This window comes from Viridibacillus sp. d25.2 (assembly GCF_055456015.2).
This window is the reverse complement of sequence record NZ_CM196652.1, coordinates 1,826,361-1,849,018: the sequence shown is the minus strand read 5'-3', so window position 1 is coordinate 1,849,018 and position 22,658 is coordinate 1,826,361. Positions and strand designations below refer to the sequence as shown.

Genomic DNA, 22,658 nt, shown 5'->3' with positions numbered 1-22,658 from the left:
CAATTAAATAAGAGGGGTTGTTTGCGTTGAAAAATAAATCATTTTATGCATTGCTAGCTGGAGAGTCTGTAGCCAATGCTGGCGATACATTTTACATTGTCGCTCTCATCACAACTGTTTTTAGTGTGACAGATTCTTTGTTTTATGTTTCTTTAGTTCCCGTCATTAATTTGTCTGGCGGATTTTTAGGTGGCTTGGTCGCTCCACTTCTAATTGATCGATTTAAATTAAAGTCAATTTTATTGAATTCTCAATTCGTGAAGACATGTATATTACTTGTGCTATCACTTTATGTATCACTATTCCTTTCAATTGATACGTTTATGATTATTTATATACTTATTTTCTGTATTAATTTTTTGGATGGTTTTGCCCATCCTACTAGTAGCGCGATTATTCCTGAGCTTATTGAAGAGGCTTACTTACTAAAAGCCAATAGTCTTATGTCTTCTGTTTACCAATTCATTAATATGGGTGGTTGGGCAGTTGGAGGGATGTTGGCAGTGCTTTTGCATTCAAATGGATTGCTAATCTTAACGTTTATTTTATATGCTATGTCCACATTTTTACTGACATTTATTAAAATCGAAGAGAAGAAACTGATTACACCATCATCTGAAAAAGAAAGTACTATGCATTCTTTTTTAGAGGGATGGAAATTAATAATGGTAGATAATAAACTTCGTATACTTCAAGTCATTCTGTTTTTAGGTTCATTTGCCGCTCCTGTTTGGGTGTCTTCTATCTTATACCCTTTTATAGAGTTACGATTGCATGAAGGTACTGAGTGGTGGGGGTATATTAATGCTTCTTTCTTTCTAGGGTTATTTTTTGGTGGTTTGTTCGGGTATACAAAATCTGATTTAGTTAACCGAAACATCCAACTTGTCATATTGATATGTGGATTTGTTGCTTCTATTATGACTTTTCTATTTGGGATCAACAGTTATCCATTACTCGCTCTTTTGGTTAGTAGTATTTATGGTTTATTCCATGAGTTGTACATGATAGCCATTAATACATTGATTCAAGGTAGGGTCAAAGAAAAAATTCTAGCCAAAGTATATGCTGCTCAAAGTTCTATTAATATGGTTACTTTTGGAGTCTCCACTCTGTTATTCGGGGTAATAGGAGAACGATTTAATATCGTCACTGTATTTATAATTTCTTCGATTGTTTTATTTTTGTCGTTTATCATTCTTTTGATAAATAAAAAACAGTTGTCGATATCAATTATTGATATGAATCAAAATGTTGATATTGAATAATCTAATAGTAGACATTTGAGCATTACTTAAAAAGATTAAAAAAAACGTCCATTCTAGTTCAGATATGAACTGAGTGGACGTTTCGTTTATAATGTATACTATTTTATATCGTTTAATTGTTCACCTATCAATTCATAAAATAACTTACTCCAATAACTATAGATTTAAAAATTGAAGTAGATGAAAAATGCTACAATTACAATCAAAATGATTGTTTCAATAAAACTATAATCTTGGTCTTTTTTATTGCGGATTTGTTCTCGATAAAGCCGTTGAATTTGTTTTTTATTCGCAAACTTCATCAATACTCCCCCCAATTAATTGTAATATTCATACGGTATTTACTTTTTCCTAGCAACCAAATGAACTATTTATATATTTATTACTTATAACACCATTTTATTAATTTCCGTCTATAATTTTATAGGAACTCCTTTTGTATTGTATGCCATGAAATGATTTCTTCTAAAGATATAGGCCCAAGTACTTTTTTCGCTAGCTTCTTCCAATCAGTTGTTCACGTTAAAAGAAAGATTCATAAGTATTTTGGCTAATCATTCATTACTAGATAAACGGTGTCTTAAAAGATTTAATTAATACTTAAGTCGCGTCGCCCAAGCTGCTACAAACATCACCCAAAAGTTTAAGCAACACCATACTAGAATAAAGACCCATTCATAATACGGAGCTATCATAAACGCTAGAACCATGTATAGTAATGCCACAGAAAAACTTGCCCACAAAATGCCTTTTTTGCTTACCGTTGCTTGAAGACAAATAAATCCCAAAGTAATAATTATTGGCAAATATAAACTCATAATTAACCTCCCTGTCTGAGCATTAGGTTAATATTACCAAAAATAGCAAATGTAATATATAGCAATAAAAAAAAGCTTATACTTTCAAGAAGTATAAGCTTTTGAAATCAAATCAATCTGTTTTCAATTTAGAATAGATACTAAGATCGCTAAACTTTCCTTTAGACTTTTCGGCCTGTCTTAGAGTTCCTTCGAATACAAAGTTTAACCTTTGCAAAACCTTTATAGAATTTATATTTTCAGGTTCTACTTTTGCTTCGATTCTATTTAACCCTAGATCAAAGAATGCATAATCTAGCAAAGTATTAATTGCTTCTGAAGCATATCCCTTACCCCAAAACTCTTTAGCAAAGTCATATCCAATTTCTGCTTTTTCATTTTCAAAATCAACTGTATTATACCCACAAGAACCTATAATCTCATGAGAATTAAATTCAATTATTGAGTAACGAGCAGCTTTGTTTTCTAGTGCCAATTCATTTAAATAATTTATCATATCTTTTGCTTGGTTTTCATCAGTAAAATTGCTAACATTCATAAATTTAGTAACATCTGGATCTGACCAAATTTTAAATAAACTAGATGAATCAGATTCTTTCATTTTTCTTAAAAATAATCTTTTTGTGTGTAGTTCTGTAATCAATACTTTTCCCTCCAATATGTTTTTTCGCTTGGGTTAAAGTTATTGATATCTGCGCATAGTTCAGTCCCTTCATTGTAAAATCTAATTTAAATATACAAAATATAATTGGTTAACACAAATAAAAAATTATATAATTTCCATTTTTTACGAATTTAGGGACTTTTCATCATACCCTATATCACAATTGAGGTTAGTTCAGTCATATGTTGGATAACAAAATCGGCTTGCTCTAATTCACTTGGCTGGGAAAAATCAAATTGGCATCCTACTGCAATCAATTGATTGTCCTTAGCTGCATTAATATCCGATATCCTGTCTCCTACAACATAACCTTGCGTAATATTACTTTCTTGTATAATACCTTTTACTAAATCTGATTTACTACCACTTTCAACTTGCTGAATGCTATATGTCTTTTTAATCCACCGATTTAATTGATACTTCCCTACTATTGCTTGCAAATATTCCACTTGTCCATTGCTGGCTATAAATAAGGTATAATGATTTGCTAATATTTCCAAAGTAGCCTCTACCCCTTCATATAGCTCGCCATTTCCCTTATTAATATGTTGAATTAATTGTTCATGAAAAATATCATTTGCTTCATTTCGTATCATTAGTGAATGTTGTGGTAATAACGTTTCCCACACTACGTTTAATGGTACCCCCATAATTTCTCTATATTGATCAATTGGTGTTTCCCTATCCCATAAACCTTTATTTCTGAGCTCGTTGAATGTCGTTTCTAATGCTGGTTCCAAAATTAGATTTGTTTGAAATAATGTGCCATCCATATCAAAGATTATTGTACTAGTCAAAATTCATATAACTCCCTTCTGATTTACAAGTCGTTTTTAACATCTCAATAAACACTCTCTATGTACATTACTTAATTTTATATATTTAAACGTATCATTCTGTAACTCTTCATAGATTGTATTGAAAGTAAAGAAAGCTAAATTATATTGTTCTTTTGTAATCCAACCTTCATCTAACGCTTCTTCAATTTCTTCTAAATCTTTTTTTATTATTTCTCCTGTAGGTAAGACAATTAAATCTAAAAACAGGTCTTCCATATAGGGCACACCATTCTCGGTACCATTATGAGTTGTAATATCTATATACCATTGAATAATTTCATTCGATTCGTTGAACATTGTAGTAATAGCAAAATGTTCATTCTCAGGGAGCTGTTGAAGCCAAGAATATCCATTATCGACAATACAAATCTTCTTGTTGCAATGAGATGTCCATAATGGTTCTTTTACTTTGTTTAAATTTAATAAGGCAATATATCCTGTATAATCTTTATCAGAAATATACAGTTGATTGAAATTCACGTTCAATGATTCTTGCCCAATCTTCTCTAGTAACAAATCGCTTTTTTAACAATGGTAGCTCCCTCAATTCTCCGCTTTTATTAAATATCCAAACACCATATAGCCCCTCGGCCCCTCGTACTAGAATTAATAGTTTATTACTTTTGTATTAAGCTAAACTAGTTTCTTGACGAAACCAGAGCTCTTTAAGCTATAACCCAGGTCTAAATAAAACTTATGAGCGTCTGTTCTTTCCACTCTATTTCCACTATTTAAAACAACGGCATTTCCTTCATTTTTAATAATTTGTTTCTCTGCTTCAGCCACTAGCTGTTGGCCTATACCCATTCTTCGAAATTTCCGATTTACTACCATGCAAAGGATTCTGCCGTAACAGCCACTAAATTCATAAGCTAATCCAATATGTAATCCAAGAAGTCCAACTACCTGATGATCGATTTCTGCTACAAATGTATGATAATCAGAATGACTACTCAATTTTTCAAGTCTTTCTTTCATTTCTAATTGAGTGGTTTTATATCCCAATTCATCCATTAAATAAGTTATATCAGCTAAATCCTTTTCATTTGCAAATCGAATAAAAGCCACTACAGCCACCCCTTAGTCTTCATTTACTCCCAAGATAGATTCTTTGAAAGGCATAATATATCCTCTATACTCTTCAGTTAAAGAATCTGGCATCTGATCGATATTAAAATATTTTAAATCGCCCGTTTCTTCTTGGTCTTTTTTCATTTCACCTGTAATATTTCTCGTTATATAAACTGCGGTTACTGGATATACTTCATCACTATTTACTACTTTACTATCATAACTTTCACCAGAAAATACACCTAACAATTGTAAATTATCAATAATAAATCCTGTATCCTTTAACACTTGTCTTTTCGCTGTTTCTTCTAAACTCTCACCTTGCTCCATTAAACCACCAGGCAACCCCCAGCCACCGTCCGATCTGTGCTGCAATAATAACTCATTCATTTCATTTACTATAAGTACAACAGACCCTGGTAAGATTAATGGACTATTTCCAACTAGCTTTCTAATTTCACTTACATAGCTCACACAATCCACTTCCTCTCATTTAATTTAGTTGCAATGCTTAAAGTTTATTTTTTCTTTGTTGGGAAGAACAAATAGGAGATGCTAATGACTCCGTCTATTAATAAGACAATCGACCAAATACGCCAAACTTGATAGAGTGCTATTGTCTGTTCGTCTTTTCCTAATATTAATAGCATGCCCCACAAAATTAATGATCCTATGATATAAGCAATAATATGTTTAACAAAACCTAGTGCCTCTCGCTTTCCTTTTTCTTTCCCATATAATTTTGTCGGTCGTTCACCTGTTTTTAATATAAAGCGTTTAAATTGTTGATCTGCCCACTCGATCATTTGCTTTCCATAGGCTATAGATACACCTATATAAATGGCTGATAAACCGTGAAAAGTATTTGCTGTCGCCCCGTTTTTTAAATCTAACGCCGTCAGTACAATGAGTACGAGATCAATTAGGGGTGTTGCTGCTAATACCCAAATGCTTATACGCCTTAATTTCAAAATATAGCGTAATACTAATCCAGCTATAATCAATAGCCAAAAAGCAATTTCTGCTCCAATAATAAAATATAAAATCATTCAAGTACCTACTTCCTTGCAAAATATATGCATTAAATTATTTCTTTTCGAAGAGCTTAAGCAAATTGAAAACTTCATCTAGTTTATCAATAACATACTTGGTTGTATATGACTCTAGCAGATGATCTCACTTCCAAATACCTACCATCCCCACATTAAAAGCTGCTTCTACATCATTAGTTGGGTTATCACCAATAAAAACCGCCTCGTTCGGCGACACTTGTAATTTAGTTAATGCGTATTCAAAAATGTCTTTATTCGGCTTTTTCATCCCGACCTCTTCAGAAACTACAATGACATCCATCATATCTGCTATTCCGAGACTTTGAATATTTGCTCGTTGAATGACAATTTTCCCATTCGTAATCATACCAAGTAGATAACCTTGTCTTTTTAATTCACCTAGAACTTCTTTGTATTTTGGAAAGCCTATTACAAAATAATGGAATCTATCTGTATAATCGTTTAATAATTCTTCAGCTGAGACTTCCAGCTGATATTCTTCAATTAGTAGAGCGTATACTTTATCTTTCCAAACATACCCCCTGGCATCTAGCTCAACTATTCTTTTAATCACTCTATCTTTTTCAATATGTCCCCATACATTGAAGTACCTTTCAAATTGATCATCTAAAAACGCAAGCAGCGACGCATCTCGATTTAAAATCGTCTCATCTAAATCAAAAAGTACGGCTTTCATATAATCCTCCTGGAAGATTTGGTTGATAAAAGAGTTCTCCTTTATCTGCCTTCTACTTTCCATGTTTAAATAAATCCATAGCACGTGAAAATGCAAAAGCAGATACAAAAAAGCTACTGATGATTCCCGACCAAAAGACCGGATTACTTAACTCAGGTATTAGTTTATCTCCTAGCGGTCCAGTTCGTGGCTGATAAATATACCAAAAGCGCCATACGATTGATAGGAATAAAATAATTGAAGCAAACATTAAAAAGTATTTCTTCATTCTATATATTCACCTACCTGTAATAATGCTAGTTGAACTTATTGTAAATTGCCTTTGTATACACTAAATCCATTGCACTTTTTAGCATATTAGCATGACTAATACTTTCGAATTTTGCTTCACTTGTCAAATAAATCGCCCCTTGTTTTAACGCATACTGCGCTCTTGCTTTAATAAGTGCTTTTTGTATTCCTTGACCTCGATATTCTGGCAGTGTTGTTGCCGCTGCTAAAGTAGCGACATCATCCTGGATATATAAAACAGCAATTCCTACCATCTTTTCATCTATAATTGCTTTAAAGAATTGCCAACCTTCAATTTCATATAAAATCTCATTATTTTGTTTAACACCATCTGCAATGAATTCAGGCAATCCAAATCCCTTTACATAGATATCCGCAAAATCATTAAACTCTTCTTTCTGTAATAACTGGATGTCGCAATCTGAATCGCATTTACCATTGGCAATTTCTCGAACATCACCATTAAAGGTTGCATGAAAATCTGTTTGAATAAAGTGCAGTCTATGTAATTCTCGAAACAAATCTTTACTCGCATTTTGTGGTGCCACCTCAATCTGAAAGTCCACGTTTTGTTGGTTATACCATTCTTCAATTTCTGGTAGATAGATAAGGTCTTCGTTATTGAGATTTCTGACAGTATTAAATGCGGTTCCAGATATACCCCGTACTTGAAAAGCAAGAGTTGAACCAAACTGTTTTATATGAGATCCCAATTCATTATCATTGTTAGACTTAAACGTATTTAATCTAGAAATTAGCGTATTATTCTCACTTTGCATGACAATGTTAGAAATTAATTGCATTATTTTCACCCTTTTTGTATAAATTTAAAACACTACCACATGATTTAATTTACTAAATTATGAATATTTTGTATAATAATTATAACAGAATACACTATCAACAAAAAATATAGGACGGTGAAAATATGATCGTTTCAGAAAAAATCAGTCGTTATTTTACTATATTTGCTGAGAAGGAATGCGCTGATTCTAGTCGTTTATATGAAAATTTATCTTATGAAATCGCTAAGGATGACTCTATATTAGAGTTAGCTAGTCACATCCCACAAGATCAGCCGAAACCGAATTTGCTTTTTGCTAGTGTACAATATTTACTAAATAGTTGTAATTCAACAGAGTTGCGCTCTTTCTATCCAAGTTTTGTATCGAACGCAAAAAATCCAGAAGAGGCATTTCCTCATTTTAAAGCTTTTTGCCTTGAGCATTGGGATACGTTAATTTCTTTATTTCAAACAAAACTGGTACAAACCAATGAAGTTAGAAGATGTGCTTACCTTTATCCCATTTTCACTGATATCTATGCAAAGCACAACAAACCTCTAACACTGATTGAAATAGGCACGAGTGCTGGACTCCAACTCGGATTAGATCAATATGCTTATCAATATAATGGAGACAACATTATCGGGAAATCAGATTCTAAAGTACTTATAGAATCTACTAATAAAGGTGATACTTTACCCGATTCCATTAAAACCCCTCCTATTATTAGTAAAAGAATTGGCATTGATTTACACACAAATAATGTGAAAAACAAAGACGATGTGGAGTGGTTAAACGCACTAATTTGGCCGGAACATGCAGATCGTCGCAAATTGTTTAATGCAGCGATAAATGTGATTCAAAATTTAGAAATCGAACTAATAGACGGCAATGCAGTGGAATTATTAGAAGACATAGTACAGCAAGTAGATCCTGATTCTATTATTTGCGTGTTTCACACTCATGTTGCAAATCAGATACCTTTAGAACAAAAGGAACGACTGGTGCAAAAACTGCAGACAATTAGTCAAAACAAAGAAGTTTACCATATCTACAACAATCTATTCGATGCCGATTTACATCGTGATTATTTCTATAAAGAAATATATGAAGAGCAAGTATTTGAACGTCCTGACGGTCACGCACGTTGGTTTACTTGGAAATAAATACAACACAAAGAGGAACTGTGATAGAACAGTTCCTCTTTGTCCTTAGCTATGAGTTCTATATTTTCAATCACAATAGGTGTGATTTTCTGATTACAATACCAACTTCACTTTATAACTCGTCACAGACTATTTCATATAAAAACTCTCCAAAATTATCTGCAATTGCTTCGTATTCTAGACCCATTCCTAAAGCTGGCATATAAGAAACAATCTCTGGTTCGCCTGCTTTTATTTGATTGAAATCCAAACAGAATAGTTCACCATTGCCTGGATTATAAATAACTAAAAGATTACTAGGTAAGCCAATTTCTTTTCTCAATGTTAATGTGTAATTAATACCATTTAACATTGAAGGGCTCTCGTAATCATCACTAGAAATACCTAAAATTTTAACACCAGCAAAGATTCCGGCACCAAATGTTTCTAGAAAACTTCTATATGATCCTATTATTTCTAATTCTAAAACTTTCTCTATTTGCTCAAGTATATTGCTTGGTTGAGGTCCTACAAAACTAGCTATTTCTTCTTCGGTTAATATTAACTCTTTAGCAGCTTCATACGATGATAATCTCATTTTCTATCATCCCCCACCAGTTCATAGTCTCACATTATTTTTTTCTTTAATATATTCTATGCAGCATTTAGTATATTCACTACTTGATTTATAATAATTTTTTTCATAAGAGACTTTACTTCCCTGTATTCTACAATCCACTTTTAATAACATGGAAATAAATACTCCTACTAGAAACTTTTTTTCGTGCTGATTATTTCCATCTTTCAAGAAAAGAATTGCTTCACTCGATTACCTAATTTTTAGTGAAGAAAATAGGTAACATTTCAGTCGTTACCAAACTAACTGAAATGATACCTATTATTTTTTATGCTACTTCAATTAAGACTAATTGTAATACCCGCACTTGCTGTACCTGTAATAGCAGTTACTACACTTAACCCTGTAGTAGCCACAGAGAATACCATAATTAAACGATCTCCTACATTTACTGGTACATTTAAATTTGCAAGAGCACCATTTAATGTAGTAAAAGCGGCTATGGCACCAGCTAAAGGTGTAAAGCTTATAAGAGTCGATGCTAAAGGTGCAAATACGTTAGATGATGGATTTTGTGATATCCATACTTGTGCCGTAATAGTAGCTGTACCTAAAATAGCTATATTAAGAGCAACCGTAACATTAAAGAATCCAGCAACATTTGTAATTACTCCAGCACGTGGAACGACAAATGCTTCATTACTAATATTTTGAAGATTTACTGTAGCATTACCAATCCCTACACTAGTAGTACTATTGCCAAATGCAATAATAGCTCCTGTATTAGGTGTCCCTGTTAATAGTGAATTTATTGTTACTGCGCCTCCTGATGCAAATGGGACTACTCCTCCTGTACCAGTTGGTCCGGTTGCTCCAGTCGGTCCTGTGATTCCCGCTGGTCCGGTTGCTCCGGTCGGTCCTGTGATTCCCGTTGGTCCGGTTGCTCCGGTCGGCCCTGTGATTCCCGTTGGTCCGGTTGCTCCTGTTGGCCCGGTGATTCCGATTGCTCCTGTTGCTCCAGTTATTCCGGTCGGTCCGGTGTTTCCGGTTGCTCCTGTTATTCCAGTCGGCCCGGTGTTTCCTGTCGCACCAGTTGCTCCAGTCGGTCCGGTTGGTCCGGTTGGTCCCGTTGCTCCAGTTGCACCAGTTGATCCCGTTGCTCCGGTCGGCCCAGTGATTCCTGTCGCACCAGTTGGTCCCGTTGCTCCAGTCGATCCTGTTGATCCCGTTGCTCCCGTTGCTCCCGTTGCTCCGGTTGACCCTGTTAGTCCTGTTGCTCCAGTTGCTCCGGTCGGCCCAGTGATTCCTGTCGCCCCAGTTGGTCCCGTTGCTCCGGTCGACCCAGTGATTCCTGTCGCACCAGTTGGTCCCGTTGCTCCGGTCGATCCGATTGCTCCGGTTGACCCCGTTGGTCCTGTTGCTCCGGTCGATCCGGTTGACCCTGTTGGTCCCGTTGGTCCTGTTGCTCCGGTTGACCCTGTTGGTCCGGTGACTCCTGTCGCTCCAGTTACTCCAGTCGGTCCGGTTGCTCCGGTTGGTCCGGTTTCTCCAGTCGATCCGGTTGACCCTGTTGCTCCCGTTGTTCCGGTTTCACCAGTTGCTCCAGTCGCTCCGGTTGGTCCGGATTCTCCAGTTAATCCCGCTGCTCCGGTTGACCCTGTTGCTCCAGTTAATCCTGCTGCTCCGGTTGATCCTGTTGATCCTGTTGCTCCTGTTGCTCCAGTTGATCCTGTTTCACCAGTCGCTCCAGTTGATCCTGTTTCACCAGTCGCTCCTGTTGCTCCGGTTGATCCTGCTGACCCTGTTGTTCCTGTTGCTCCTGTTGCACCAGTCGGTCCTGTTGCTCCTATTGATCCTGTTGCTCCGGTTGATCCTGTTGCTCCAGTCGGTCCTGTTGCTCCAGTCGGTCCTGTTGCTCCAGTCGGTCCTGTTGCTCCAGTTAATCCTGCTGCTCCGGTTGGTCCGGTTGGTCCTGTTGCTCCTGTTTCTCCTGTTGCTCCGGTTGCACCAGTCGGTCCTGTTGCTCCTATTGATCCTGTTGCTCCGGTTGATCCTGTTGCTCCAGTCGGTCCTGTTGCTCCAGTCGGCCCTGTTGCTCCAGTTAATCCTGCTGCTCCTGTTGGTCCTGTTGCTCCGGTTGATCCTGTTGCTCCAGTTGATCCTGTTGCTCCTGTTGCTCCAGTCGGTCCTGTTGCTCCAGTTAATCCTGGTGCTCCAGTCGGTCCTGTTGCTCCAGTCGGTCCTGTTGCTCCAGTTAATCCTGGTGCTCCAGTCGGTCCTGTTGCTCCGGTTGATCCCGTTGCTCCAGTTGATCCTGTTGCTCCAGTTGATCCTGTTACTCCGGTTGGTCCTGTTGCTCCAGTTCCACCTGTTGCTCCAGTTGCTCCTGTTACTCCAGTCGGTCCTGTTGCTCCAGTTAATCCTGCTGCTCCGGTTGGTCCTGTTGCTCCGGTTGATCCCGTTGCTCCAGTCGCTCCTGTTGCTCCAGTTGATCCTGTTGCTCCGGTTGGTCCTGTTGCTCCTGTTGCTCCGGTTGGTCCTGTTGCTCCGGTTGATCCCGTTGCTCCAGTTGATCCTGTTGCTCCAGTTGATCCCGTTGCACCAGTCGGTCCTGTTACTCCAGTTGATCCTGTTGCTCCAGTTAATCCTGTTGCTCCAGTTAATCCTGTTGCACCAGTCGGTCCTGTTGCTCCTGTTGCTCCGGTTGGTCCTGTTGCTCCGGTTGATCCCGTTGCTCCAGTTGATCCCGTTGCACCAGTCGGTCCTGTTACTCCAGTTGATCCTGGTGCTCCGGTTGATCCCGTTGCTCCAGTCGCTCCTGTTGCTCCAGTTGATCCTGGTGCTCCTGTTGGTCCTGTTGCTCCTGTTGCTCCGGTTGGTCCTGTTGCTCCGGTTGATCCCGGTGCTCCAGTTGATCCTGTTGCTCCGGTTGATCCCGTTGCTCCAGTCGCTCCTGTTGCTCCAGTTGATCCTGTTGCTCCGGTTGGTCCTGTTGCTCCTGTTGCTCCGGTTGGTCCTGTTGCTCCGGTTGATCCCGTTGCTCCAGTTGATCCTGTTGCTCCAGTTGATCCCGTTGCACCAGTCGGTCCTGTTACTCCAGTTGATCCTGTTGCTCCTATTGATCCTGTTGCTCCGGTTGCTCCTGTTGCTCCGGTTGCTCCGGTTGCTCCTGTTGCTCCTGTTGCTCCAGTCGATCCAGTTGCTCCGGTTGCTCCTGTTGCTCCGGTTGCTCCGGTTGCTCCAGTTGACCCTGTTGCTCCGGTTGGTCCTGTTGGTCCCGTTGTTCCAGTTGATCCTGTTGGTCCTGTTGCTCCAGTCGATCCTGTTGCTCCGGTTGCTCCTGTTGCTCCGGTTGCTCCGGTTGCTCCTGTTGCTCCGGTTGCTCCTGTTTCACCAGTTGCTCCAGTTACACCAGTTGCTCCAGTTACTCCAGTTGCTCCAGTTGATCCCGTTGACCCTGTTGACCCTGTTGCTCCAGTTGATCCTGTTGGTCCTGTTTCCCCAGTCGATCCGGTTGACCCTGTTGGTCCTGTTGCTCCTGTTTCACCAGTCGTTCCGGTCGATCCTGTTGGTCCGATTTCTCCAGTTAATCCCGTTGCTCCAGTAGGTCCTGTTGCTCCGGTTGGTCCTGTTGCTCCTGTTGCTCCAGTCGGTCCTGTTGCTCCAGTAGGTCCTGTTGCTCCAGTAGGTCCTGTTGCTCCAGTTGATCCCGTTGCTCCAGTAGGTCCTGTTGCTCCAGTAGGTCCCGTTGCTCCAGTAGGTCCTGTTGCTCCAGTTGATCCCGTTGCTCCAGTAGGTCCTGTTGCTCCAGTAGGTCCCGTTGCTCCAGTAGGTCCTGTTGCTCCAGTTGATCCAGTTGCTCCAGTAGGTCCCGTTGCTCCAGTAGGTCCTGTTGCTCCAGTTACACCAGTTGCTCCAGTTGCTCCAGTTACACCAGTTGCTCCAGTTACACCAGTTGCTCCAGTTACACCAGTTGCTCCAGTTACTCCAGTTGCTCCAGTTGCTCCAGTTGATCCCGTTGACCCTGTTGACCCTGTTGCTCCCGTTGCACCAGTAGATCCAGTTGACCCTGTTGCTCCAGTAGGTCCTGTTTCCCCAGTCGATCCTGTTGGTCCTGTTGCTCCAGTCGGCCCTGTGATTCCTGTCGCCCCAGTTGCTCCCGTTGGTCCGGTTGTACCAGTTGATCCTGTTGCTCCGGTTGGTCCCGTTTTACATCTATTATGACAATGATCTATTATAGAAATAGGTTCACATTGTTCACATTGATCTATATAATCTAAATATCTAATACATCTTGTAGGCCTTCTTTTTTTAGCGTTACAAGAACATTGATAATTATTACAAATAGGACACCTCGTTTTATTTGAGTCCATTAATATCACCTACCATCATATACATACTATTCTCGTGAAATAGATTAATATTAGGCGATTGTAGTGTGACAGAAAAAAAAAAAAAAATCGGATAATCATCTCATTCATGATAGTCTGATAATTATGTATTTCTCTAGTATGCTATTAAACTGTAAAGTGAAAATGGGATATGCTTATATCCAAAATATCCCTGCAATACAATATAGGTATCAGAATTAAAAATTTCTTAATCTATTAAAACCCTCAAGTAAAACTATTAACATTTTCGACAACAAAACAAAAAAACGGCTGAAGAATACTCTCCAATCGTTCTTTTAAATTTATCCAGAAAAATGAATCAGCAAAGGCTTTTATCTGTAATTTTCACTTTCTAAAATGTCTTTTCTTCCAAATTCACATTGTCCTCAAAATACTTTTTATTATTAATAATGGTTTGATTAGTCGGATTATATTTAAGCGCCATTTCATTATGTTCATATGATTTTTTTAATTGATTTAATCGATGATAAAGGACGCAAAGCTGTAAATGAGGCAGCCAAGTTGAGAAACTTTTATTTTGAAAACTAAGTTTTAATTCATTTTTATATGAAATCGCTTTTTCATACCAATGAATAGCTTCTTTGTTTTTGTTCTGATCCATAAAATAAAAGCCAATACGGCAGCAGACTTCTGGCCGTGGCACATCATATTGAAGAGATCTCAATGATGACTTAAATGCCATTTCTTTATCTTCCAAGAAACTATAACAATCTGCTAAGTTAAAACACGCGCGTATATTATCCTCAATCCAGCCCAATTTTGAATCAAGGAAAGTATCATATTGAATAATGGCTTCCCCATAACGAGCATGGTCTTTTAATTCATTTGCGAAGTAAAAAGTATCACGAGCCGAGAAAGGCTGTTCGTCCTTTAACATTTTTTCATAAATCCGTATATTACGATTGCTATCGTGACTAAGTGGCATATGCGATACAGCTACTTCACTATCAAATAAGTTACCAGAGACTGCTAGAAATTCATGGACAGACCCTACCCATTTAAAATTATTTTCTTTTTTCACCAAACGATATCTTCTTAATGAAGTAATGGCATTCCCCTCTGCATCATGTGATAAATTATAGTTCATTGAAACTGCATCAATTGCAGATTCTAAAGTTTCCTTTAATACTTTCAGTTTCTCACGATTTTCATCTGTAAAAATATCATCGGCATCTAGCCACAAAATGTAATCCGATGTTGCCTGTTCAAATGAATAATTTCTGGCAGCCGCAAAATCTCCAATCCATTCAAAATCGAAAATACGATCCGTATATTCTTTCACAATATCCTTTGTCTTATCTGTTGAACCTGTATCGATAATATTAATCTCATCTACAACATCCTTCACTGAAGCTAAGCATCTACCGATTACTTCTTCTTCATTTTTAACAATCATGCATAAACTTATTGTTACCAAACAGATCCCTCCAATTCCGTCCTATATGTATATGCTCAAAAGGCCGTCAAGGACATGAAAAGGTTCCTTCTTGTGTCAATTTTTTGTGTAAAAGAAAGAATTGTTACTCGCTTATACAAATTTGGTTTATACGCTCTTATTCATTAAATTATTTTATTAAAATTTCTGTTTTATAATATACAATTTAGAACAAATATTTAATATAGGAAGCAGCTATTTTCTCCTATGCTAAATCAATAAAGGAAATAAAAAATTCAAGATTTAACTTTCCTTAATACTATTACTTTATTGCATCTCATCCATTATTTTTTGACGACTAATTTACCAACCATGGCCAAGAAACACCATGGACATTATTTTAAAATAATGCTTACAAAAATAGTGTTCATGCTAGGGAAAGATAGATTAGAGACAGTATCAATAGTAGAAATAATACTTAAAGAAACTCCAACTACAGCACCAATACCTAAACCTTATAATTGATTGGGGTTCAAGGCTTCACTTAATCGAAGAATGTGTATCATTGCCACTCTTTCAAAGAAAACACATTATTTTTCTTGAAATCACTAATTATTTTTGGAGTTAATAATAATTCTGATTGTTCTTTTGTTGACCAGCGATGATCAATATGTTCCTTGGAAAGCACTACATTACAATCTTTACTTCTACATAAATAAGTTAAAATTACCACTTGTCTAGTTGGAGTGATCTTGAACGTGGTTGCATATAAAAGCTTCAGAACAGCAACATTTAGACCAGCTTCCTCTTTAAATTCTCGTACCAATGCCCCTTCTAAATCTTCCCCGAAATCTACTTCTCCCCCAACACATTCCCAAGTTCCACCACCAATGTCATCATCATGAGATCGTTGAACAATTAATATTTTTCCTTCATTAAAAACGATCCCTTTTACTGCGACAACAATTTTATTTACTTCTGTCATTTTTAACACCTTCCTTATATAAAAATAAAGGGGCTGTCTAATAAGTCCCTAAAATAAAAGTTCCAAAGAAAAACGTACTGTTTTTCTTTGGAACTTTTTTCGTTTTTCTCTGTTTTGGTGAAAATAGCTGGAGGATTCCAGCTATTTTCAGTAAATTGTGGGCCATTGCCACAATGCCGTACTCCGTTCTCACTTTTTCTAAACCTCGAAGTGAGAATCGACGAAACGACCGATTGCCCTTGATATGACCAAATACACTCTCTACCTCGATTTTCCGTCGAGCGTAAATTTGTGCGTTTGGTTCTGACCAAAGGCTAGTTTGTGCTTTTGCTTTGAGTTCTTCATAAACGGTATTGTAGTGAATCTGTCGATTCCCTTTAGATTTTGAACATTGTGCTTTCAATGGGCAATCTGTACAATCTTCACATTCATATATTTTGAAGTCTCGTGAAAAACCATATTCATCTGTACGTGTAGAATAACGTTTAAAAAGTACTTTTCGATTGTTAGGGCATATGTATGTATCATCTTGTTCGTTGTAAACCCAGTTACTTGCATGACGAATGTCTTTTTTATAACTTCGTTTTTGTTCACTTAAAAATGTGCCATAAGGAATCAATGCCTGAAATTCTTGGTCCATTGAATAGAGATAATTGCTTTCACTTCCATAACCGGCATCTGCTATGACGTTTTTTGGGAACGGAACGGATGATTTTTTCAATTCTTCCAAATGTGGAATAAAGCATCGTGTATCAGTTGGACGTTGATGCAGAGTATAAAAAAGAATGAATTGATTTTCTGTTGCCATTTGTATATTGTAACCCGGTTTTAATTGTCCATTTTGCATGTGATCTTCTTTCATCCGCATGAATGTGGCGTCGGTATCCGTTTTAGAATAGCTATTGCGCTCACCGAATAACTGTTGTTGGTATTCATACTTTTCAAGGCGTGGACGAAAATCTTCACGAATTTGCTTTTTGAGTTTCTTGGATTCGCTTAACTTTCTACGTTTTTCCTTTCGGGCTTCTGGTTCTGTTTCATCTTGGAATTCTTTGGTTTGCTTGCTGATTTGGCGTGTAAGAATCTCTTCTGCTTGTTCTAGCTTCTCTTTTGGCGTAATAGAGGACTGGTTGTCCTCACTCACGATAGAGCATTCATCCCCTTTTACGACAGATTGAATAAATTGATAAGTCTCATCAATTTTCTCTTTCAGTTTTTCTTCAAAACGAGTTGTTGCTTTTTTCCATACAAAAGAATACTTATTAGCGTTAGCTTCAATCTTTGTGCCATCTAAAAAGTAGTTTTCCATTGTTATATACTTTTGTTCGATAAGTTGATGAATCATTTTTTCAAATAATAGTTGAATTCGTTCAACCATAAACGATGTTCTGAAACGGTTAATTGTACGATAATCTGGTTTTTGCATCGCAGCTAGCCACATTGCTGGGAGATTTTCATTCAGTAATTTGGCGATTTCTCGGCAAGAATATACTTTTTGCGAATACGCATAGAGAAGGACTTTTACCATCATTTTAGGGTGATATGCACTGCGACCACCACCTTTGTATGGTTCGAAGAAGTATTCATCGTCTATTCCTTCGATCATTTCATCCACTACTCGCGCAATATGATTAATTGGAATAAGGTCTTGAAGATCGAAGAGGCATATACTTTGTTGGTTATTATATGGAATGAATGTAGGGTTTTCATTTTGATTTCTAGAAACGAGAGTTTCTTCCCCAATTTCTAGTGGAAGCGTTGTTTGAGTCATGTTATAATTTTCGTTAGTAGTCTTTGGATTGCTCATAAAAAATCGCCCTTTCCGTAATTGTTTGTTTTGTCACTTACATTTTACAAGAAAAGGCGATTTTTTTGTATTTAAATTTAAAGAAATAGGGCTGCACTCAAAAGTCGGTTTTCACCGACTTTTGGGACAGCCCCTTTGTACTTTGAACATAGGTACTTTTTAAACGACAGACTTCATAAAAGAAATAAGCTGATCTTCTTGAGCCGTGTTCACTGCAACTTTATTTTTACCCACCTTGCGACATTTCAAGCATTCATGAACTAACTGATACCCCTTTTTACTCGAGTATTCTATACCTATTGGTGCCATTAAACCCTTACATACACTTGCTCGGTCACCTGGTTTATCATCCATATGCTTAGAATATAAGCAATATGGACAATGATTACGGAAGCTCCCGTTTGTTAATGGTTTAATTTGCGAGCCACATTGCTCACATTGAAATGCTGTATTTTCTGTTTTTCTGCTCACGTGCCATTCCTCCAAGATGATATTTTCATCTATGGAGAAAGGGTTCCGTTCGTTTTTACTACACATTGTAGCTTCAGGCTTTTGTAAGAAATGGACCCATTCACCGTCTCGATTTACGAAGCGATTACTTCTAGTTCCTGCTTCACTTGAGCTTTTTTCATCTCAAGATCCGGACCTCGATTGACTTTATGAATTTGTATCAACCACTGTAGGACAGTCAATGCCACCCTCCACTAGTAGGTGTTCTCTTTCAATCACTGACTAAGGCATCGTCCCCTAAACAGCACGTTCACTTTTAATAATGGTTTTCAAAATACCCCTCCAACTTTCACTATGTTCAAAATGTTCTACTTAATTATAACAGAATTATGTTAAATTTTACCTCAACAACTTTATACTTTTCTTAATAAACTTAGTATAAGTGTGTATTTTTCCAACATCTACTCATTTAAAAAGGAACCAATTTTGGTTCCTTAGCTGCTCATATGTAAATTACCTTATATAATTAAATAGCATCAATTCTGTTTTCTTGTTCATAAACATATGTAATAAAATTTTCATATTGCTCATCAAAGACATATTTACTCGCACAACCAGTTAATTTTACAACTATTCTGTAGAACTAATTACTTGGGATTAAATTAGATTCTAACACTAACTTTGTTGAATTGCTGACGGGCGTTAAGCGATACCGTGTAATACTATGAATAATTTGTAAACAACAATCGCTAGCCCTCTCACCGAATAGCATTCTTATATTAGCCAATCATAAATATAAATACAAATTCATTGACGCTCTAACCACTCACTTATCCGTTGCTTCTGAAAAAAGATATGCCCATTCATTTCAATAATCGGTACCTCTGGATGTTCGTATACAAAATTACTTGTTGCTTCTTTTGGTACATTTAAATATACGTGTAATTCCTTTGCAGCTATTAGTTCAATTTCTTCTTCATCATTCAGTATGTCTAACAAGCTCTTTGCATCTGGATTGCCGAAGTTTTTCAAACCATTTCCTATTAGATAACCGGCCACTATAATACTTAATCCTAGCCAAATAAAATCATAACTCAACTTAAAGACTCCTTTAAAACCGTTAGCAATAACAGCTGCTAACGGTTTAATAAAATTAGATTTATCTATTTCACTAGCTTCATATCCTTAACCATTTTCAAGATTTCCTTAACGCTTAAATCAGGATCAGTAGGCATGATTGTGTAATTAAAACCTTTTTCTGACCAAGAGACGCTTCGGAAAGTATTCATTTCCATGACAGAACCTTTTTGTCCACGTACCTTCACATTTTTTTCACCTGGAATTTTCTCCATTTTTTCGCCATTATCTTTTGGTGTTGGCAAAACTGTAAGCGAGAAGTAAACAACTCCGTCCTTTTCATAGTCAATTTCTAATTCCTTATGACCAACTACATCCATTACTTCAATTTTAGCCATCTTTAATTTACTTTTTTCTGGAAAATAGAGAAATGTCTTTTTAAATACAGTTGGAAGTTCTTTAGATGTTATTTGTTCTGATTTCATTGTACTATCAATTTTTTGTATTTTCGCATCTTTTGGTAAATCAAGTGTAAATGTGCTATCAGGTATTTTTGCATCGAAATCGATTTTAGTGTACTCCGTTTGAGTATCACCACCTACAGTCGCAATGTTTGTTTTTAACACCATCCAGTTTTCTTTATCAACCCAAACTTCTATATCACCGAAAAGCGTTTTTTCTCCTTTTCCCTTAGCAACTAGATGATAAGTATCGCGATTTAAGATTTTTTCTTCCCCTTTTAGTGATATATCATGGGTATCCTTCACTACTTTTAACAATTGTTCTGCTTGTTCCTTTGGTGAAGGTTGTGAAACACCTTTTAATTCATCTGATAATGACATAACAATAGCTGTATTTTGAGCTTGATCATAGCTTGTCATATTTTCCCCATCATTTACTGAAAGAGATTGTTGTTTGCCTTTATCATCGCTAATTTCAATGCGTCGTTTGCTATCTTTGCCAACCCATTCTTTAACGTGCATCTTTTCTTTAGCTAGTGTCATATCATATTCACCGTAGTAAGAACCTACTGGTTTGGATTCTTTTAATGTATTTTGAATAACTTGCTCAGGAGAAAATTTACTTTCCTCCGAAGAGCAGCCAACTAAACCAATTGTCATGACGCCTACTAAACTAATCGTTTTGAATATTGTTTTCATTTCCATCACCTATTCCTTCTATTTTTGATAACTTACAGATGACACAAGTACCCATTGTTTTATGCGACAACATTTGCACCTTGCCACCGTGTTTCTCAATTATTTGTTTCGTAATACTAAGTCCAAGCCCTGTCCCACTTTCACCCTTTTTACTGCGCGCTATGTCTGCTTGGAATAAAGGCTCAAATACGTGTGCAAGTTCTTCTTTGTCAATTCCTTCACCACTATTTTGGACTATTAAAAGTGGTCCATCTAATTGTATTTCTTGTGTGACAAAAGGGAAAACCCACTTAGGTAAGTTGTCTGAAGACACCACCGCTAGCCAAATGCGCCCTTCTTTTGGTGTATGTTGAATGGCATTACTCATTAAATTATCTGTTACACGCATAAGTTGCTTTGGATTAACATTGAATATACCTTCGATTTCACTTTGCACTTCTAATGTAATATTTTTTTCATAGCAAAGTGGTTCATAATCGGACAGCAGCATATCAAAAAATTCACAGCCTTCTACTTGAACGAGCTCCATCTCATATGTCGACGATTGCAATAAGGTATACATTAGTAAATCATCTAACATATGCTGCATATAATTGGCTTTGTTAATGATGATTCCCCTATATTCCTCATACTCTCCTTCTGGTAAATTGCGTTCAGTTGACAATGACTCTGCATATGCTCGAATGGATGTTAATGGTGTTTTTAGATCATGTGAAATGGCCGCGATCATAAATTCCTTTTCTTTTTGCTCTTTAGCTATTTTCTCTCCTGCTTCTTCAATTTGCTCTCGCATACTGTAAAAACTCGCAGTTAGCTCACCAATCTCATCATTTGCTGTTTTCAAATCTTCAACTTTTTCTCTACTAGCAAAAGCCATCATTTGCTTCATCAATTGTGATAATCTTTTATTTAACCTACGATTAACTAACATCGAGACACTAATAAATATGATACTGAAAATGCCGATGAATAGTGCGAAGACATACCATGTACGATTATTCACACCATCAATCCACTCGTCCCTTGCTAAACTGACTTCAAAAAAACCAACTAATTTATTTCCAGAAAAAACAGGTTCTTTGTACGAGTAATTCCGATAGTTATTTTCAAATTGAAATAAGTTTTTATACAATGCGTCTTTAGACTGTAAATAACTCACCGAATTCACAAGTGGATCTGAATTATACAATGGAAGTCCGTCATTTCGGTACAATACAATAGCCGTTTCTGCATTCGATAATTCCTCTACTTGCGGTCTCTTAATTCCTGGTTCATACAGATTTGGTTCTTTTAAAACAGCAGATATTTTTTGAAGTTCTGTCCACTTTTCAAAATATTCTTCTACATTGCGATCTTCATGATAAGCGTTAACCCATGCAAAGAGCGCATAGGCTGCAGCTAATGGGAGGATCATGACGATAAAATAAGACAGCAATAACCAAGTTTTCAGCTTCATAATAATTCACCTATGAAACGATACCCTTTCCCCCACACCGTTTGAATAAAATGCGGATTTTTAACCGGGTCTTTTAGTTTTTCACGAAGGCCTTTGACGTGAACGGTGACGGTTTGTAAACCATCAGCATCTACTTGTTGCCATACATGCTGATATAATTCACTTTTCGTGAAAACTCGCTGCGGATTTTGAACCATTACATTGAATAACGCGAACTCTTTTTGTGTTAGATGGATTTCTTCGTTATGTCGGTAAACCTTTTCGTTATTTATATCGACTGTTAAACCGTTCGTAAAGGTTGTTTTAACATTTACTTCGGGAACCCCCTGATAGCGTCTCCAACGGCGAAGTTGGGATTCTACTCTCGCTTTTAACTCTGCCAGACTAAACGGTTTTGCTAAATAATCATCTGCTCCTAAATGTAGGCCCTCTACCTTATCTTCATCCTCTTTACGCGCACTAATAATGATGATTGGAACATCACTTTTCCAGCGTATATTTTGACACAGTGTTAGTCCGTCCATTTCCGGAAGCATTAGATCTACCAATACGATGTCATACGTATTGCTCTGAAAGTCTTCCCATCCTTCTAATCCAGTCGTCGCCAAAGTAACTCCGTAGCCTTCACGCAAAAATGTATCACGTACAACCCTTGCAATTTCAATGTCATCTTCCACAAGTAATAACTGCCATTTCATAAATGATTCCTCCTGAAAACAATGTATCATA

At 37.1% G+C, this 22,658-nt stretch carries 22 protein-coding genes; 2 read left to right on the top strand and 20 right to left on the bottom strand.

Annotated features, from left to right (window positions below; all coding sequences use genetic code 11):
• The first annotated feature begins 26 nt into the window (after positions 1–26).
• Positions 27–1,268, top strand: a complete 1,242-nt coding sequence (locus ACZLO7_RS09335) for an MFS transporter (protein WP_464941057.1) — start codon at positions 27–29, stop codon at positions 1,266–1,268.
• 164 nt (positions 1,269–1,432) lie between these two features.
• On the opposite strand, the gene ynzI is transcribed toward ACZLO7_RS09335, so the two are convergent.
• The 10 genes from ynzI to ACZLO7_RS09285 form a co-directional block, all read right to left on the bottom strand.
• Positions 1,433–1,570 (bottom strand): small membrane protein YnzI, encoded by a 138-nt coding sequence (ynzI, locus tag ACZLO7_RS09330; RefSeq protein ID WP_464941058.1) that lies wholly within the window; start codon positions 1,568–1,570, stop codon positions 1,433–1,435.
• 628 nt (positions 1,571–2,198) lie between these two features.
• Positions 2,199–2,729: a GNAT family N-acetyltransferase gene (locus ACZLO7_RS09325; RefSeq protein WP_464941059.1), complete on the bottom strand. Its 531-nt coding sequence runs from the start codon at positions 2,727–2,729 to the stop codon at positions 2,199–2,201.
• A gap of 173 nt (positions 2,730–2,902) precedes the next feature.
• Positions 2,903–3,547, bottom strand: a complete 645-nt coding sequence (locus tag ACZLO7_RS09320) for an HAD hydrolase-like protein (RefSeq protein ID WP_464941060.1) — start codon at positions 3,545–3,547, stop codon at positions 2,903–2,905.
• Positions 3,548–3,583: 36 nt separating this feature from the next.
• Positions 3,584–4,069 (bottom strand): ribonuclease FAU-1 family protein, encoded by a 486-nt coding sequence (locus ACZLO7_RS09315; protein WP_464941062.1) that lies wholly within the window; start codon positions 4,067–4,069, stop codon positions 3,584–3,586.
• A gap of 153 nt (positions 4,070–4,222) precedes the next feature.
• On the bottom strand, positions 4,223–4,657 hold the full coding sequence (locus ACZLO7_RS09310) for a GNAT family N-acetyltransferase (protein ID WP_464941063.1): 435 nt from the start codon (positions 4,655–4,657) through the stop codon (positions 4,223–4,225).
• Between the two features lie 12 nt (positions 4,658–4,669).
• The gene (locus tag ACZLO7_RS09305) at positions 4,670–5,134 is read right to left on the bottom strand and encodes an NUDIX hydrolase (protein WP_464941064.1); all 465 of its coding nucleotides are present in this window, start codon (positions 5,132–5,134) and stop codon (positions 4,670–4,672) included.
• Positions 5,135–5,178: 44 nt separating this feature from the next.
• Complete coding sequence (locus ACZLO7_RS09300; protein WP_464941065.1) at positions 5,179–5,709, bottom strand: hypothetical protein; 531 nt, start codon at positions 5,707–5,709, stop codon at positions 5,179–5,181.
• A 127-nt stretch (positions 5,710–5,836) separates the two neighbouring features.
• The gene (locus ACZLO7_RS09295; RefSeq protein WP_464941066.1) at positions 5,837–6,409 is read right to left on the bottom strand and encodes an HAD family hydrolase; all 573 of its coding nucleotides are present in this window, start codon (positions 6,407–6,409) and stop codon (positions 5,837–5,839) included.
• A gap of 52 nt (positions 6,410–6,461) precedes the next feature.
• A complete protein-coding gene (locus ACZLO7_RS09290) occupies positions 6,462–6,677 on the bottom strand; it encodes a hypothetical protein (protein ID WP_464941067.1) in 216 nt (71 codons plus the stop codon).
• Between the two features lie 28 nt (positions 6,678–6,705).
• Positions 6,706–7,503 (bottom strand): GNAT family N-acetyltransferase, encoded by a 798-nt coding sequence (locus ACZLO7_RS09285; RefSeq protein ID WP_464941068.1) that lies wholly within the window; start codon positions 7,501–7,503, stop codon positions 6,706–6,708.
• 125 nt (positions 7,504–7,628) lie between these two features.
• On the opposite strand from ACZLO7_RS09285, the gene ACZLO7_RS09280 reads away from it, so the two are divergent.
• Positions 7,629–8,651, top strand: coding sequence for a DUF2332 domain-containing protein (locus ACZLO7_RS09280; RefSeq protein ID WP_464941069.1), 1,023 nt, complete (start codon positions 7,629–7,631; stop codon positions 8,649–8,651).
• Positions 8,652–8,763: 112 nt separating this feature from the next.
• Here the strand turns inward: ACZLO7_RS09280 and ACZLO7_RS09275 are convergent, their stop codons facing one another.
• The 10 genes from ACZLO7_RS09275 to ACZLO7_RS09230 all read right to left on the bottom strand — a co-directional run bounded on the left by ACZLO7_RS09275 (position 8,764) and on the right by ACZLO7_RS09230 (position 22,627).
• Entirely contained in the window at positions 8,764–9,228 is a 465-nt protein-coding gene (locus ACZLO7_RS09275) for an SMI1/KNR4 family protein (protein ID WP_464941070.1), read from the bottom strand.
• Between the two features lie 317 nt (positions 9,229–9,545).
• On the bottom strand, positions 9,546–13,580 hold the full coding sequence (locus tag ACZLO7_RS09270) for a beta strand repeat-containing protein (protein WP_464941071.1): 4,035 nt from the start codon (positions 13,578–13,580) through the stop codon (positions 9,546–9,548).
• A 370-nt stretch (positions 13,581–13,950) separates the two neighbouring features.
• Entirely contained in the window at positions 13,951–15,036 is a 1,086-nt protein-coding gene (locus ACZLO7_RS09265; RefSeq protein WP_464941072.1) for a glycosyltransferase family 2 protein, read from the bottom strand.
• 520 nt (positions 15,037–15,556) lie between these two features.
• Positions 15,557–15,979 (bottom strand): NUDIX hydrolase, encoded by a 423-nt coding sequence (locus ACZLO7_RS09260; protein ID WP_464941073.1) that lies wholly within the window; start codon positions 15,977–15,979, stop codon positions 15,557–15,559.
• 37 nt (positions 15,980–16,016) lie between these two features.
• Entirely contained in the window at positions 16,017–17,786 is a 1,770-nt protein-coding gene (locus tag ACZLO7_RS09255; protein ID WP_511261404.1) for an IS1182 family transposase, read from the bottom strand.
• Between the two features lie 159 nt (positions 17,787–17,945).
• On the bottom strand, positions 17,946–18,257 hold the full coding sequence (locus ACZLO7_RS09250) for an RNHCP domain-containing protein (RefSeq protein ID WP_464941137.1): 312 nt from the start codon (positions 18,255–18,257) through the stop codon (positions 17,946–17,948).
• 786 nt (positions 18,258–19,043) lie between these two features.
• A complete protein-coding gene (locus ACZLO7_RS09245) occupies positions 19,044–19,334 on the bottom strand; it encodes a DNA-binding protein (RefSeq protein ID WP_464941138.1) in 291 nt (96 codons plus the stop codon).
• A gap of 65 nt (positions 19,335–19,399) precedes the next feature.
• Positions 19,400–20,479 (bottom strand): LolA family protein, encoded by a 1,080-nt coding sequence (locus ACZLO7_RS09240; RefSeq protein ID WP_464941139.1) that lies wholly within the window; start codon positions 20,477–20,479, stop codon positions 19,400–19,402.
• The gene (locus ACZLO7_RS09235) at positions 20,448–21,929 is read right to left on the bottom strand and encodes a sensor histidine kinase (RefSeq protein WP_464941140.1); all 1,482 of its coding nucleotides are present in this window, start codon (positions 21,927–21,929) and stop codon (positions 20,448–20,450) included. The genes ACZLO7_RS09240 and ACZLO7_RS09235 overlap by 32 nt, the downstream gene beginning before the upstream one ends.
• Positions 21,926–22,627: a response regulator transcription factor gene (locus ACZLO7_RS09230; RefSeq protein ID WP_464941141.1), complete on the bottom strand. Its 702-nt coding sequence runs from the start codon at positions 22,625–22,627 to the stop codon at positions 21,926–21,928. Before ACZLO7_RS09230 ends, ACZLO7_RS09235 begins: the two co-directional genes overlap by 4 nt.
• Between the last annotated feature and the right edge of the window lie 31 nt (positions 22,628–22,658).

Excerpts from the sequence above, each read along its gene's own strand:
- ynzI (WP_464941058.1), bottom strand. The coding sequence starts at position 1,570 with ATGAAGTTTGCGAATAAAAAACAAATTCAACGGCTTTATCGAGAACAA.
- ACZLO7_RS09300 (WP_464941065.1), bottom strand. The coding sequence starts at position 5,709 with ATGATTTTATATTTTATTATTGGAGCAGAAATTGCTTTTTGGCTATTG.
- ACZLO7_RS09295 (WP_464941066.1), bottom strand. The coding sequence starts at position 6,409 with ATGAAAGCCGTACTTTTTGATTTAGATGAGACGATTTTAAATCGAGAT.
- ACZLO7_RS09290 (WP_464941067.1), bottom strand. The coding sequence starts at position 6,677 with ATGAAGAAATACTTTTTAATGTTTGCTTCAATTATTTTATTCCTATCA.
- ACZLO7_RS09285 (WP_464941068.1), bottom strand. The coding sequence starts at position 7,503 with ATGCAATTAATTTCTAACATTGTCATGCAAAGTGAGAATAATACGCTA.
- ACZLO7_RS09280 (WP_464941069.1), top strand. The coding sequence starts at position 7,629 with ATGATCGTTTCAGAAAAAATCAGTCGTTATTTTACTATATTTGCTGAG.
- ACZLO7_RS09275 (WP_464941070.1), bottom strand. The coding sequence starts at position 9,228 with ATGAGATTATCATCGTATGAAGCTGCTAAAGAGTTAATATTAACCGAA.
- ACZLO7_RS09270 (WP_464941071.1), bottom strand. The coding sequence starts at position 13,580 with ATGGACTCAAATAAAACGAGGTGTCCTATTTGTAATAATTATCAATGT.
- ACZLO7_RS09260 (WP_464941073.1), bottom strand. The coding sequence starts at position 15,979 with ATGACAGAAGTAAATAAAATTGTTGTCGCAGTAAAAGGGATCGTTTTT.
- ACZLO7_RS09255 (WP_511261404.1), bottom strand. The coding sequence starts at position 17,786 with ATGAGCAATCCAAAGACTACTAACGAAAATTATAACATGACTCAAACA.
- ACZLO7_RS09240 (WP_464941139.1), bottom strand. The coding sequence starts at position 20,479 with ATGGAAATGAAAACAATATTCAAAACGATTAGTTTAGTAGGCGTCATG.
- ACZLO7_RS09235 (WP_464941140.1), bottom strand. The coding sequence starts at position 21,929 with ATGAAGCTGAAAACTTGGTTATTGCTGTCTTATTTTATCGTCATGATC.
- ACZLO7_RS09230 (WP_464941141.1), bottom strand. The coding sequence starts at position 22,627 with ATGAAATGGCAGTTATTACTTGTGGAAGATGACATTGAAATTGCAAGG.